The organism is Pseudomonas sp. WP18 (assembly GCF_036689585.1).
Classification (GTDB): Bacteria; Pseudomonadota; Gammaproteobacteria; order Pseudomonadales; family Pseudomonadaceae; genus Aquipseudomonas; species Aquipseudomonas chlororaphis_E.
The window spans coordinates 732,023-746,557 of the sequence record NZ_CP144758.1; the positions used below are offsets into that span (position 1 = coordinate 732,023).

The window sequence follows — 14,535 nt, forward strand, 5'->3', positions numbered from 1 at the left end:
GCAGAGATGCTTTTCTGTGGGAGCGGGCTTGCTCGCGAAAGCGATGTGTCAGTCAACTACAGCGTTACTGACAGATTGCATTCGCGAGCAAGCCCGCTCCCACAGTGGATCGGTGTATCAGTGACGGAAGTGGCGCATACCAGTAAAGACCATGGCGATGCCGGCTTCATCCGCCGCCGCAATCACTTCGTTGTCTCGCATCGAGCCACCCGGCTGGATTACGGCGGTGATACCGACCTTGGCCGCGTTGTCGATGCCGTCGCGGAACGGGAAGAATGCATCGGAGGCCATGACCGCGCCCTGGACCTGAAGGCCTGCGTGCTCGGCCTTGATCGCGGCGATGCGGGCCGAGTTCACGCGGCTCATCTGGCCGGCGCCGACACCGATGGTCTGGCGGTTCTTGGCGTAGACGATGGCGTTGGACTTGACGTACTTGGCCACTTTCCAGGCGAAGATCAGGTCGTTGATTTCCTGTTCGCTCGGCGCGCGCTGGGTCACGACCTTCAGGTCTGCGCTGCCGATCATGCCGATGTCACGGCTTTGCACCAGCAGGCCGCCGTTGACACGCTTGTAGTCCCAGGCTGGGGCGCGATCCGCCGACCATTGGCCGCAGGCCAGCAGGCGTACGTTGGCCTTGGCGGCCACGATGGCGCGTGCTTGCTCGCTCACCGACGGGGCGATGATCACTTCGACGAACTGGCGCTCGACGATGGCCTTGGCCGTCTCGGCGTCCAGTTCACGGTTGAAGGCGATGATGCCGCCGAAGGCCGACTCGGTGTCGGTGGCGTAGGCCAGTTCGTAGGCCTGGCGGATGCCGCCCTCGGCGTCCGGGCTCACGGCCACGCCGCACGGGTTGGCGTGCTTGACGATGACGCAGGCGGGCTTGACGAAGCTCTTCACGCATTCCAATGCGGCGTCGGTGTCGGCCACGTTGTTGAACGACAGTTCCTTGCCTTGCAACTGGGTCGCGGTGGCGATGCCGACTTCGGCAGGCTTGGCTTCCACGTAGAACGCCGCGCTCTGGTGCGGGTTCTCGCCGTAGCGCATTTCCTGGGCCTTGATGAACTGGGTGTTGAAGGTGCGCGGGAACTCGCTGCGACCGTCCGTGGAAAGGGTTTCAGCGGCCTGGTTCACGGTGCCCATGTAGTTGGCGATCATGCCGTCGTAGGCGGCGGTGTGTTCGAACGCCTTGAGCATCAGGTCGAAACGCTGGGCGTAGGTCAGGCCACCGGCCTTGAGGTTTTCCAGGACGCTGGCGTAATCGCTGGCGTTGACGACGATGGCGACGTCCTTGTGGTTCTTGGCCGCCGAGCGGACCATGGTCGGGCCGCCGATGTCGATGTTCTCGATGGCGGTCGGCAGGTCGCAGCCAGGCTTGTTGATGGTGGCTTCGAACGGGTAGAGGTTGACCGCCACCAGGTCGATCGGCTTGATGCCGTGCTCGTTCATGATGGCGTCGTCGATGCCGCGGCGGCCGAGGATCCCGCCGTGGATTTTCGGGTGCAGGGTCTTGACGCGACCGTCCATCATTTCCGCAAAACCGGTGTAGTCCGCGACTTCCACTGCGGCGACGCCGTTGTCCTGCAGCAGCTTGAAGGTCCCGCCGGTGGAAAGAATCTCGACGCCCAGCTGTTGCAGCTCGCGGGCGAATTCGAGGATCCCGGTCTTGTCGGAGACGCTGATCAAGGCGCGGCGGATCGGCAGGCGGGTGGTCTGGTCGGTCATTTCAATTTCCATCACAAGCAAGGGAAGTCAGCAAAAAAGGCGACCGTTTTTTACGCGGGCGCCTTTCTGGTTTGATTGAATGCTTACAGCAGATCGTACTGCTTGAGTTTCTTGCGCAGGGTGCCGCGGTTCAGTCCGAGCAGCTCGCTGGCCTTGGTCTGGTTGCCCTTGACGTAGTTCATCACGCTTTCGAGCAGCGGTGCCTCGACTTCGGAAAGCACCAGGTTATACACATCCGTGACGGCAGCGCCCTCAAGGTGGGCGAAATAATTGTGCAGCGCCTTCTCGACACTTCCGCGAAGGGTCTGGCCTTCTTCGCTGGGCGTGTTCAGGTGCTGTTTCAAATTCACGTTGTCGCTCACGGGTGTTGTTCCACTCACTAAAGTCTCGGTCATCATCGTCATGCGGCCACCCCTTCGTCCCCTGTCAGGCTCTTGTAACGCTCAGCGAAGAAAGCCTGAACGTCGGCGCATTGTGCTTGCGTACCATCCAAACGATTGAAGCGGGCGCGAAACTCCCTGGCGCCCGGCAGGGTTGCGAGATACCAGCCCACATGCTTGCGAGCGATGCGGACGCCCATGACTTCACCGTAGAAGGCATGCAGCGCGGCCAGATGCTCTAGCAGAATACGTTCCACCTCGGACAATTGCGGCGCAGCGAGCTTTTCGCCGGTGCGCAGGAAGTGTTCGATCTCACGAAAAATCCATGGCCGCCCTTGGGCGGCCCGGCCGATCAACAGGCCATCGGCACCGGTCGCGTCCAGCACGTACCGGGCCTTCTCGGGCGAATCGACATCGCCATTGGCAAAGACCGGTATCGACACCGCCTGCTTGATCGCGGCGATGGTGTCGTACTCGGCTTCGCCGGTGTACAGGTCGGCGCGTGTGCGGCCATGCACTGCCAGCGCCGTGATACCTGCCTGTTCGGCGATCTTCGCCACCGTCAGGCCGTTCTTGTTGTCCCGGTCCCACCCGGTACGGATCTTCAGGGTCACCGGCACATCGACTGCGCCGACAACGGCCTGCAGGATCTCGGTCACCAGGGCTTCATCCTTCAACAGCGCGGAACCGGCGGCCTTGTTGCAGACCTTCTTCGCCGGGCAGCCCATGTTGATGTCGATGATCTGCGCGCCCAGCGCCACGTTGGCCCGGGCCGCCTCCGCCAGCATCTGAGCGTCGCCACCGGCGATCTGTACCGAGCGGGGCTCGGGATCGCCTTCGTGGATCATGCGCAGACGCGATTTGCGGGTGTTCCACAAACTCATGTCGCTGGTGACCATTTCCGACACCACCAGGCCGGCACCCAGTCGCTTGCACAGCTGACGAAAGGGCTGGTCGGTGACGCCCGCCATCGGGGCGAGAACCAGGCCGTTCTGCAATGTATATGGGCCGATGCGTACCGCCGACATAGGACTTCCCTGAAGTGGGGCCGGATCATGAGACTTCGAAAAAGGGTTGGCATGATACCCGCTCTCGATGACTGGATAAAGATCGAATTGGATAAAATCTGAACAGCTATTTTGTTATCGCCAGCGGTTTGGTCTGGGTCGGTTGAGTCAGAAAGCTGCCGTCAATCGGCCGGCCCTGGCGCGGCTTCACTCGGGGGAATGGAAGCTCAGGCTGTAGTTCACCGCCTTGGATCCTGGGTCGAGGATGTCCAGCGCGATGTGGATGGGCGTCTGGGGCGGCATTTCGCCGCGGCCTTCGAGATCGCCGCCCAGGTATTCCCCCGGCTTGAAGCGGCGACTGGCGATCAGGTGCCCGTTCAGGTCGGCGAAACGCAGTTCCAGCAGCGGGAACGGCTGGGAGAAGGGCGCGCGATTGTAGATGATCGCGTCCACCACCAGGGCGCCGCTGAACTCCGGATGGCTGCGCACCACCAGGTTGCTGCTCTTGATCTTGGCGATGTCGACCTTGGACGGAACGTCGCAGCCCAGGGTCGGGCAGATTTGCAGGAACCATGGCCGGTACTGGTCCTGGCGGGCCAGTTCCTCGAAGTGATAGGCGATGTACTGGCCACCCAGGGCCGCGGCGGCCAGCAGGATCAGCAAGCCCCACAGCAGGCGTCGTCCCCACGGCGAGCGGCGCTTGCGCCAGTCCAGTTGCAACGGGTCGTCGTCCAGGTCCTGGAGGTCTTCGGCGCGTATGCCGGGCTCCTGGCGTTCGCGCGACTTGCGCAGCGGGACCGGTTGCGCCGGCTCTTCGTCGTGATCGTGATCGTGATCGTCGGTGGCGGACAGGCGCTCGAGGTGTTCCTCGGGCTCGTCGTGCGGCGCCAGGCGCAGGGGGGCGACGGGTTCGTCGTCCGGTTCCAGGGGTTCCAGCGCCAGGGACAGCGACGGTTCGGTGCGCGGCGGCCGGGCCGGCTCGTGGGGTTCGAAAGGCTCGGCAGGCGTCAGGAGCACGGCTTCGGCGCGCTCGTCGGGCGGATCGCTGTACAGGCTGTCGGACCAGTCGGCCTGTTCGTCGGCCAGCGGTTCGCGCTGCGCGCTCAGGTTGTCTTCGCGACGGCGTCCGGCGGTGCCCGGCGCCCGATTGTCGCGCCGCTCCAGGCGCGCCAGTTCCTTGTCCAGGTCATCGAGGTCGAGCTCGGCGGCGGTCCATTGTTTCTGGCTGATGGCTCGCGGCGGCGCTTCGGCGGCCGGCCTGGCGACCGGCACCAGGGGCGGCGCGGCTTCCCGGGCGGCCCGCTGTTCGAGCAACTGGCGAGCGGCATTGAACACTTGCAGGCACGAGCCACAGCGAACCACCCCGCGGGCCACGCTCAGTTGAGCATGGTTGACGCGAAAGCTGGTGTGGCAATGCGGACACTGGGTGACGAAGCTGTCAGTCATGCGGCAATCCGGTTGATACAGGCGGCCATTCTAGCGCCGACGTCCGGTGATGCGCACCCAGCCATCGCGATTGGCGATCGGGTCGAGGTCGAAGTCCTCGGCATAGGCGGCAGCGACTTCTTCGCCCTGTTCGGCGAGGATGCCCGACAGTGCCAGGCGTCCGCCCGGCTTGACCAGGCTCGACAGTTGCGGCGCCAGGGAGACCAGCGGTCCGGCCAGGATATTGGCCACCAGCACGTCGGCCTGCGCTGGCGGCAGGTCTTGCGGCAGGTACAGCGGGAACCGTTCTTCGGCAATGTGGTTGCGCCCGGCGTTGTCGCGGGACGCTTCCAGGGCCTGGACGTCGATGTCGGTACCGACCGCCTCACGGGCGCCCAGCAGCAGCGCGGCAATGGCCAGGATCCCCGAGCCGCAGCCGAAGTCGAGCACGTCGCAGCCCTTGAGGTCCTGGCCGTCGAGCCATTCCAGGCACAGCGCGGTGGTTGGGTGGGTGCCGGTACCGAACGCCAGGCCCGGGTCCAGCAGCAGGTTGACGGCGTCCGGTTGCGGCGCGGCATGCCAGCTGGGCACGATCCACAGGCGCTGGCCGAAGCGCATCGGCTGGAAGTTGTCCATCCAGCTGCGTTCCCAGTCCTGGTCCTCGATCACTTCGCTGTGATGCTCGGGCAACGGGCTGCCGGTCAGCAGTTCGAGGTGGGCCAGCACGCTGGCCGCCTCGGTGCCGCCTTCGAACAACGCCAGCAGGTGGGTGTGCGACCACAGCGGCGTGGTGTTGAGTTCCGGCTCGAAGATCGGCTGGTCTTCGGCGTCCATGAAGGTTACCGATACGGCGCCTACTTCGAGAAACGCGTCTTCGTAGGTTTCGGCTTGTTCCGGGCTGATGGCCAGGCGTACTTGCAGCCAAGGCATGGCGGGCACCTTTGGAAAAAAAATACAGGGGGCAGCGTGGGGCTGCAAAGGCGCGCAGTGTACGCCAGGTCGCCCCCAAAGTGGATAAGCGAGTCGAGCAGCGTCGGGTGGGTGTTTCGATATATATATGTATGCCCTGGGCGTCGGGTGCGGCGGATAAGGTGCCGGTCCACACAACAGGGAGGTCTGTGATGGACAACACCGCCAAGCGACAAAACACTGTGATCGGCGCGGGGCCGCTTTCTTCCCCGCCAGAGGCGGCGGCTCATGTCGTGCTGGAAAGACTGGCTCAATGGCAGGCCGTCATCGAGGCGCGACTGCAAGCCCGGATGGGCGTGCTGGACGTGCTGGAAGAGTACCTGCTGGTGCAACTGCGCACCCACTATCACGACGGCAATATCGACCCGCATTTCATCGACACCCTGATCGACACGGTGCTGCGACGGATGATCGAGGTGGTGCCCGTGGCCCCGGACGACGAGGCTGAGGCGCCGTACCGCTGGCCGGGTGGGGCCGACCGAGGATTTTCGGCCGAGCGCCAGGAACGGATCGCGCAAGTGATAGAGAGCGTCGCGTCGAGTTTCATCGCGCACTATCGGGATTATCTGCGCCGGCATTGGTCAATGGTCGGGGGCGATGAGCCCTTGGTGGCGGCGGTCAGGCAGCGGCTCGAGGGGCACCTGAGCGACGTCGAGGCGCTGTTGCAACCGCAGCCGTTGGCTGTCCTTGGCGTCGAAGCGTTGCGCGAAAGGCTCGAAGTGTTCGAGCAGGACTGGCGCCGGTTCGGCGAGCTGGCCGGGTTGGCGAGCGCCACGCAGCGTCAGCCGCTCGAGGCGCTCGCGCGTGCGCAACTGCCGGAGTGGTTGCGCGGGCTGGGCGAGGACGAGCGTCAGCGACTGGAGGCGCTTGAGGAGCAGACCTCCCAGGCCGAGGCGCTGGTGGATGGCTTGCTCGATGAACTGGGTTCGTTGCAAGCCTTCGCCCGGCGACTGGCCAAGGATTACGTCAGGCGTGAACTGGATATGACGGTCGAACCCGACAGCATTCGCGTGCAGGTGCAATGGCGAGGCGTGATGGGCCAGCCGGTGCGCGTCCACAGCCTCAGCCAGCTGCTGGCGTCGGGTCCGATCAGGCCGGACGCCGTCACGGTGTTCCTGGTGGAGAACGGCGCGATGCTGCGCAACCAGGCGCTGACGCCGTCGTTCATCAGCCAGTTGCTGGCGGACGTCGATGCACCTGCCGGGTATCGGCAAGCGCTGGTGGAGCGCCATGGACGAAGGGACCTGCAGGACGCTTTGTTCGATTGGGTCCTGGCGCGGCTGCAGCAAAGTGCGTTCGTTGCCCGCTGTGCCGGTCATTTGCAGGTGGCCAACCATGAAGCGGTCCAGGCCCTGTGGGGCCGCGAGACCGGCCCCCTGCGGGCGAGTGGCCTGGTGCTGCCCAATGCCTTGCGGTGTGACGATGTGCTCTTGTTTTATCGTCAGGACCTGCAAGGCGATGTGCTGTTGTACGCCCCCGGAAAACCGGACGGCCAGGAGTGGATCGAGCTGCCTTCGCTGTGGGCCGTGAGCGTCGATGTGGGGGCGTGGACGCGCGACGAGGCCGGCCGAGAGTACCTGTTGCAGAGGATCTCCCCGACGGATCGGGACGCGGCCCGCGAGTATTTCAGCCGCGTGATGGACAAGCCGACGGTCTGGGATTCAAGCCGCGACCCCAGGCGGGCGGTGAGCGGTCTCAGCGAATGCCTGCAAGACAGCGTCGCCAGGGGCGTGGACAACCACCTGGCCCAGGTGGAGCAGGACGAGTCGCCCCGTTGGTACGCGGCGATGTCGCTCGATTCCCGGCGCAACCTCAGCAGCTTGAACCAGGAGTTGCGGGTTCATCAGCGCGTGTTCATCGAGCAGATGGCCGGCTACGAAGTCTTCATGGACTTCGCCAAGCGGGTCGTCACCCAGGCGATTGCCCCGTACATGCGCAGCAAGGGCGTGCAGGCGCCGGTCGATCCGGCCACGGTGCTGATCGACTACAGGCCTGGGCTGACAGGTGCGACGAAAACCGCCAGTCTGCTGGACCTGGCCATCTACGGGTATGACGACAACGGCGGAATCGACGACCCTCGAAAAGGCGTGCGCTCATCGGTCGGCCAGGACCTGCGGCAAGTGCGCAGCGCGGACCTGGCGGTTTACCTGCGTGGGGCGTATGTGGGGGAGCACTATGGGCGGGACACCCGCGCCCGGTTTCTCGATACCGAGGCGGCGCAATACACCGCCCGCCGCATGGCCTACCGCAATTTGCTGCTGACCCGAATGGACCGCGACCTGCGTGTCGCCATGGGACAGTCCCAGTTGAATGCCGAGCAATTCTGGTGGCTCACCCGGCAGGTCAGTCGGCTGGGCGAGCCGGCGCCGGCGGTCGGTCCGGGGTATTCGGGGGCCGCCGTGCAGCAGGAGGGGATGATCCGGTTTACCCTCGGCGGGCAGGTCGTGATCGGCGTGTATGTGTTCGCCTATTTCCAGCCAAGGGGCGTGTATTGGCTGTACACGCCGGATTCTGCGGACGGTATCGCGTTCCGTCGTTACCAGGATTTCTCCGGTGCCGTCGTTGCCCGCCTGCACGATTACTTGCTGGAGCGGGTTGCCCTCGGCGCCCGCGCTGCGGTCAGGCGCACCCTGGTGGCGTTGGCGGCGGGCACCGTGAGCGTGGATACATTGCGCGAGTTCAATCGGGTAAGCGATGTCCGGACGGAGTTCGATGCCTGCATCGAGCGTGCTGTCGCCGATGTGGAAGCGGTCACCCGCAGTCGCGCCGAGGTGATCCGGCAACAGGTCATCAAGGGATTGCTGTTCGTGTCGGCGCCTATGTGCCTGGTGTACCCACCTTTGGGCTTGCTGTTGGATGCAGTCGTGATCGCCAGCAGCGTCAAGCAGGCAGCCGAGTCCCACGGGCAAGGGGATACGGAACGGGCGTTGGGCCATTGGTTGATGGCCTCCTGGGGCGCCTTGTTCGCCGCCTTGGGCGTTACAACCCTGGTGGCATTGCTGGGGCGGGCGGCCAGCAGCCTCCAGCGGGTGGTCAGGCCGCTGTCACTGTCCGCCCAGCGCCTGGCGGGCTTGCCCCCGCGGATTGCCAGGGACGCCGGGCCGGTGCTCCAGCCCATCCGCTTCAAGCCGAAACAGGCGGTGGGCAAGGCCCCTGACCACCTGGAGTACGTGACCAAGGAGGGAATTTTCAACGGGACCTATCGCAGCCCGGCCAGCGCCTCGCAGCCGCGCAGCCTCTACTACGTGCGCCATCAGGGTCGGTACTATCAGGTGAAGGAAAATACCTACTTCGGCGGTTTGTGCCTGGTGGACGCCCGCCGCCCCGGCGCCTTGTACAACGTGCCCATCCGACGGCTGGGGAGCGGTAAATGGGTACGTAACGAAGTCGGCCTACGTGGGGGTAATGATGAGGTGCTTGTCCTCGGGCACGTGAGGGATTTGCGCGAGGCGTTTCCCGGTCATGTCTTCCCGGATGTCTCAAGGGGGGCGTTGCAGGGCGAGGCGCTGGTGGCGCGCTACAGCGAGGCGGTCGCGGACAATTATCTGTTCTCGTTGAACGCGCAGACCTGCGTGATCGCGGCGTTGTACAGCCCGGCCACCCGGACCGGAGCCGTCATTCACTTCGATCACAACATCCGCGCGCTGATCGAGCGCAGCCTGCGGGACGTCATGCAGCGCCTGGACACGACGGCGCAAGAGGTTCGTGCCACCCTGGTGGGCGGGGATTGGCTGACCGGCACTGACATTGGCGGGCGGGTCCGGTCGGCGATGCGGCGCGAAGGCCTGCAACCGACGTGGGATCACTGGTCGTACTCGTCCTGTTTTGGCAACACTTACGGTCTGGCGCTGGACCTGCGCAATGGCGTGACATCGGTCTTCAAGACCTCGCGCGGCCAGGTCGAGCGTTACTACATCCCGGTGCTGGCGCGGGCGAAGAAGAGCGCCGATCCGGTTTCGGCGCGAGCCCGCGGGTTCATGCGGCGCGTGCGCAACGAACCCCTGGTCGCCAATCCCAGCGGTGCCATCAGCACGGGGCAGGGGCGGCTGGCGACGCCGGCGGAAGTCGAAGCGCAGGCCTTCGCGACGGTGCTGCTGAGCTGAGCGATCGGCAGGCAAAAAAAGACCCCGGCCAATGGGCCGGGGTCCTTTACATCACTCGAAGCATCAAGCCTGGTGGGCCAGCTTGTGTTCCAGGTAATGGATGTTGACGCCGCCTTCGCAGAAGCCTTCGTCACGGACCAGATCACGGTGCAGCGGGATGTTGGTCTTGATCCCGTCCACCACGATTTCGTCCAGGGCATTGCGCATGCGCGCCATGGCTTCGTCGCGGGTCGCACCGTAGGTGATCAGCTTACCGATCAACGAATCGTAGTTCGGCGGAACGGCATAACCGCTGTACAGGTGCGAGTCGACGCGAACGCCATTGCCGCCCGGGGCGTGGAAATGCTTGACCGTGCCTGGGCTTGGCATGAAGGTTTTCGGGTCTTCGGCGTTGATCCGGCATTCCAGTGCGTGACCGCGGATGACCACGTCATCCTGGGTGAACGACAGCTTGTTGCCGGCGGCAATGCTGAGCATTTCCTTGACGATGTCGATACCGGTGACCATCTCCGAAACCGGGTGCTCCACCTGAACACGGGTGTTCATTTCGATGAAGTAGAAACGACCGTTCTCGTAGAGGAACTCGAAGGTGCCGGCGCCGCGGTAGCCGATGTCGATGCAGGCCTTGACGCAACGGGCCAGGACTTCCTGGCGCGCCTGCTCGTCGATGCCCGGTGCTGGCGCTTCTTCGAGTACCTTCTGGTGACGACGTTGCAGCGAGCAATCGCGGTCCCCCAGGTGGATGGCCTGGCCTTGGCCGTCGGACAACACCTGGACTTCGACGTGGCGTGGGTTGGTGAGGAATTTTTCCAGGTAGACCATCGGGTTGCCGAACGCCGCGCCGGCTTCGGAGCGGGTCAGTTTCGCCGAGGAAATCAGGTCTTCTTCCTTGTGTACCACGCGCATGCCGCGACCACCGCCGCCGCCAGCGGCCTTGATGATCACCGGGTAGCCCACTTCACGACCGATGCGCAGAGCGGTTTCTTCGTCTTCAGGCAACGGGCCGTCGGAACCCGGAACGGTCGGTACGCCGGCAGCGATCATGGCGTGCTTGGCCGATACCTTGTCGCCCATCAGGCGGATGGTGTCGGCTTTCGGACCGATGAAGGCAAAACCGGAGTTCTCGACCTGTTCGGCGAAGTCGGCGTTTTCCGCCAGGAAGCCGTAGCCTGGGTGAATGGCGGTGGCGCCGGTCACTTCGGCAGCGGCGATGATCGCCGGGATGTGCAGGTAGGAGTGCGCAGCCGACGCCGGACCGATGCAGACGGATTCGTCTGCCAGGCCCAGGTGCATCAGTTCTTTGTCGGCCTTGGAGTAAACGGCGACGGTCTTGATGCCCATCTCCTTGCAGGCTCGCAGAATCCGCAGGGCGATCTCACCGCGGTTTGCGATCAGGACTTTTTCCAACTTCGCAGTCATCAAAGGCTCTCCGCGGTTCAAACGATGGTGAACAGCGGTTGGTCGTACTCAACCGGCTGGCCGTCTTCGACGAGGATGGACTCGATCACACCGCTGGTTTCAGCTTCGATGTGGTTCATCATCTTCATGGCTTCGACGATGCACAGGGTGTCGCCTTTCTTCACGGTCTGGCCCACTTCAACGAAGGACGGCGAGGTTGGCGAAGACTTGCGGTAGAACGTGCCTACCATGGGCGAACGAGCGACGGTGCCGTTGAGTGCCGGAGCGGCGGCAGCGGCTGGAGCAGCGGCGGTGGCGGCTGCCGGTGCGGCTGGCGCAGGGGCGGCGGCGGGTGCTTGCATCGGTGCCGGGGCATAGAACTGCTGGGCTGGCGTCTTGCTGTGGCGGCTGATGCGTACGGACTCTTCGCCTTCCTTGATCTCCAGCTCGTCGATGCCGGACTCTTCCAGCAATTCGATCAGTTTCTTAACTTTACGGATATCCATGAATCATCAACTCCCAAGGGTCGGTCAGGGGCGTGTAGCTTGTTGTTCAAGCTGCTCCAGGGCAGCCTCCAGGGCCAATCGGTAACCGCTGGCGCCAAGGCCGCAGATCACTCCCACCGCTACATCGGAGAAGTAAGAGTGATGGCGGAAAGGTTCGCGTTTATGCACGTTGGACAAATGCACTTCGATGAATGGGATGCTCACCGCCAGCAGCGCGTCACGTAATGCGACACTTGTGTGTGTAAAAGCTGCTGGATTGATCAGAATGAAGTCCACGCCTTCGCCACGCGCGGCATGGATGCGATCGATCAATTCATATTCGGCATTGCTTTGCAGGTAGAGCAGATGATGGCCGGCGGCGCGGGCCCGCTGCTCCAGGTCCTGGTTGATCTGCGCCAGTGTCACGGCGCCGTAGACGCCAGGTTCGCGGGTGCCAAGCAGGTTCAGGTTGGGTCCGTGCAGGACCAAAAGGGTTGCCATCTGCTGTTCCTTGTTATCCGTGCGCAGGTGTCAGAACCCGGCGACTATGCCGCAAAGCCTTAATGACTGTCCAGTTCTCTGCAATAGCCAGCACGATGACCGATGTTTGCGCGAAATTTATGACCATGCCCCAGGATCCGGTCATCTGCAGCCGGAAAACCCGCACTGAACCTTGGGGGAGCGGGCTTGCCCGCGAAGGGGCCGGTACATCCAATATCGTCGCAAGCTGACCCAGCGCTTTCGCGGGCAAGCCCGCTCCCACAGTGGGTGTTGTGGTGGATGTTAATCCTGCGACCAACCCGAATGATTGTGGGAGCGGGCTTGCCCGCGAAGGGGGCGGTACATTCGACATCGTTGCAAGCTGACCCAGCGCTTTCGCGGGCAAGCCCGCTCCCACAGTGGGTGTTGTGGTGAATGTTAATCCTGCGACCAACCCGAATGATTGTGGGAGCGGGCTTGCCCGCGAAGGGCGCGGTACATCCGACATCGTTGCAAGCTGACCCAGCGCTTTCGCGGGCAAGCCCGCTCCCACAGTGGGTTGGTGGCGGACGTTAATTCTGGGGCCAACCTGAATGATTGTGGGATAGGGGGTTAGACCCGGAATGCTTGCACCGCCGTGTGCAAGCGTCCGCCCAGTACCAGCAGGTTGTCGCCTTGTTCCCGGCCCTGGCCGATGCGCAGCAGGTTGTCGCCGCCCAGTTGGTGGATGCGTTCGCTGTGGTCGCGGATTTCGCTGACGGCGCCGCTCTGCTGGGCGGTGACGTCAGCGATGCGCACGGCGGTGTCGGCGATGGTCTGGATGGCGCCGACGATTTCATCCAGCGCACCGTCGGCGGCCTGGGCCTGGTTGGCGGTGGCTTCGGCGTGTTCGACCTGGGCGCGCATGCCGTCCACCGACTGGCGCGCGGCCTGTTGCAGGCGGGCGATCAGCGTCTGGATCTCGGCGGTGGCGCCGGCCGTGCGTTGGGCCAGGGAGCGAACCTCTTCGGCCACCACTGCGAAGCCGCGGCCCATTTCCCCGGCGCGGGCCGCTTCGATGGCGGCGTTGAGGGCCAGCAGGTTGGTCTGGTCGGCGATGGAGCGAATCACCGTCAGCACGCCGCCGATGGTGGCCGACTCCTCGGCCAGTTGCTCGATCATTTGCGCGTTGTCCTGCACTTCCCCCACCAGCGCATGCAAACCGGTGAGGCTCAGGCCGATGACTTTCTGTCCTTGTTCCACCGCGTGGCCGGCGCTACGGCTGGCGTCGGCGGCCTGGCTAGCGTCGCCAGCGACTTGCTGGATCGTCGCCTCCAATTCGCTGAGGGAGTCACGGATCAGCGCCGTGTCGTCGGCCTGGTCCTCGGCGCCGCTGTGCAGCTCGCCGCTCAGTTCCGCCAGGGTCCGGCTGCTGCCGGCCACTTGTTCGGCATTCACGCGAATGGTGCCCACCAGGTCCACCAGGTAGGCGCGCAGGCGATTGAGCGACGCTTCGATGTCCTGCAGTTCGCGGTTGCTGGCGCCCACCCGGATGTCGCGGCTGAAATCGCCCTCCGCCCAGGTCGACAAGGCGGGCGCCAGGTGGGTCAGGGTCCGGGCGAGACGTCGCTGCAAGGTGTCGATGAGCAACGCGATCAGCAGGATCAGGCCGATCATCACGCCCTGGATCAAGCGCACCTCGCCCTGGATCCGCCCGTGTTGGGCCCGCACCGCAGGCTCCATGGCATCGATGGCCTGCTGCACGTCAGCGGTCTTGAGGTGCGTGACGTTGCTCAACTCGGTGCGTTTCTGGATCAGTTCCCGAGTGCGCGACAGCTCCGCTGGGTAGCGGCCAAGCAGGCTGTTGAGTTCGCGTTTGAGAGCGATGCCGGCATCTTCGGCGGCGGTTTTTTCCTGGGTTTCCAGGCCCATCAGCGCAGCGAAATCATCGCCGGCGGTTTCGCTACTGGCCGTCACGCCGAGCAGTGGCAAGCCATCGAGCTGGGCGGCCTGGGTGCGGATGCTCTGCAGTTCCCGTTCGACGTCGGCGGCCATTTCACTGCGACCGCTGCTGACCAGCTTGTCCCGGGTGAGGGACAGCCGGCCCAGGTGCTGCGACGCGGCGAACAGCGGTGGCAGGTAGGCCGGCGCGCCTTGGGCGTATTGGGCGAGCTGGTCGAGGTTGGCGCTCAATTCACGTTCGGCCTGGAGCAACAGGGCCTGGGGGTCGCCGGCCAGCTTGCCGGCGCCCAGCAGGTCGGTCTTGCTGAAGCTGTCGAGGTTGGACAGGCTCGGGCGCAGGGTCTGGGCCAGCTCCGGCGGGAACGCATCGAGTTCCTTTTGCAGGGTTTCCAAGGCCTGGGTCGCGGCGCTCAGGCGCAAGGCATCGCCGCTGTTCAGGTACTCCTCGATATTGCGTGTCACCTCGCCCTGAAACTGCCGCGACAGGCCCAGGTAGCGTTCCATCAACAGATAGGGGCGTTCCAGGGCGATCTGCGACCACCACAACGTGGCACCCAGGCCCAGGCACACGGCAACTAAAAGAAGGGTATTGAGATTGGTCAGCAGCTTCAGGCGCATCAAG

At 64.3% G+C, this 14,535-nt stretch carries 10 protein-coding genes; 1 reads left to right on the forward strand and 9 read right to left on the reverse strand.

Going from position 1 to position 14,535, the window contains the following annotated elements; all coding sequences use genetic code 11:
- Positions 1-117: 117 nt before the first annotated feature.
- The 5 genes from purH to prmA form a co-directional block, all read right to left on the reverse strand.
- The gene (gene purH, locus V5F23_RS03125) at positions 118-1,725 is read right to left on the reverse strand and encodes a bifunctional phosphoribosylaminoimidazolecarboxamide formyltransferase/IMP cyclohydrolase (RefSeq protein ID WP_042729017.1); all 1,608 of its coding nucleotides are present in this window, start codon (positions 1,723-1,725) and stop codon (positions 118-120) included.
- An 83-nt stretch (positions 1,726-1,808) separates the two neighbouring features.
- Positions 1,809-2,129: a DNA-binding transcriptional regulator Fis gene (gene fis / locus V5F23_RS03130; RefSeq protein ID WP_003186237.1), complete on the reverse strand. Its 321-nt coding sequence runs from the start codon at positions 2,127-2,129 to the stop codon at positions 1,809-1,811.
- Positions 2,126-3,133 (reverse strand): tRNA dihydrouridine synthase DusB, encoded by a 1,008-nt coding sequence (gene dusB, locus V5F23_RS03135; RefSeq protein WP_042729016.1) that lies wholly within the window; start codon positions 3,131-3,133, stop codon positions 2,126-2,128. Before dusB ends, fis begins: the two co-directional genes overlap by 4 nt.
- Positions 3,134-3,319: 186 nt before the next feature.
- The gene (locus V5F23_RS03140; RefSeq protein ID WP_047736017.1) at positions 3,320-4,558 is read right to left on the reverse strand and encodes a DUF3426 domain-containing protein; all 1,239 of its coding nucleotides are present in this window, start codon (positions 4,556-4,558) and stop codon (positions 3,320-3,322) included.
- A gap of 30 nt (positions 4,559-4,588) precedes the next feature.
- Positions 4,589-5,467 (reverse strand): 50S ribosomal protein L11 methyltransferase, encoded by an 879-nt coding sequence (gene prmA / locus V5F23_RS03145; protein ID WP_042729014.1) that lies wholly within the window; start codon positions 5,465-5,467, stop codon positions 4,589-4,591.
- 191 nt (positions 5,468-5,658) lie between these two features.
- On the opposite strand from prmA, the gene V5F23_RS03150 reads away from it, so the two are divergent.
- Positions 5,659-9,609, forward strand: coding sequence for a DUF6543 domain-containing protein (locus V5F23_RS03150; protein ID WP_338497528.1), 3,951 nt, complete (start codon positions 5,659-5,661; stop codon positions 9,607-9,609).
- A gap of 63 nt (positions 9,610-9,672) precedes the next feature.
- Here the strand turns inward: V5F23_RS03150 and accC are convergent, their stop codons facing one another.
- From accC to V5F23_RS03170, 4 genes are all read right to left on the reverse strand, one after another.
- Positions 9,673-11,028, reverse strand: a complete 1,356-nt coding sequence (gene accC, locus V5F23_RS03155; RefSeq protein ID WP_042729012.1) for an acetyl-CoA carboxylase biotin carboxylase subunit — start codon at positions 11,026-11,028, stop codon at positions 9,673-9,675.
- A gap of 17 nt (positions 11,029-11,045) precedes the next feature.
- On the reverse strand, positions 11,046-11,513 hold the full coding sequence (gene accB / locus V5F23_RS03160; RefSeq protein WP_042729011.1) for an acetyl-CoA carboxylase biotin carboxyl carrier protein: 468 nt from the start codon (positions 11,511-11,513) through the stop codon (positions 11,046-11,048).
- Between the two features lie 24 nt (positions 11,514-11,537).
- Entirely contained in the window at positions 11,538-11,993 is a 456-nt protein-coding gene (aroQ, locus tag V5F23_RS03165) for a type II 3-dehydroquinate dehydratase (RefSeq protein WP_042729010.1), read from the reverse strand.
- Positions 11,994-12,584: 591 nt separating this feature from the next.
- The gene (locus V5F23_RS03170) at positions 12,585-14,531 is read right to left on the reverse strand and encodes a methyl-accepting chemotaxis protein (RefSeq protein WP_338497532.1); all 1,947 of its coding nucleotides are present in this window, start codon (positions 14,529-14,531) and stop codon (positions 12,585-12,587) included.
- Positions 14,532-14,535 lie beyond the last annotated feature (4 nt).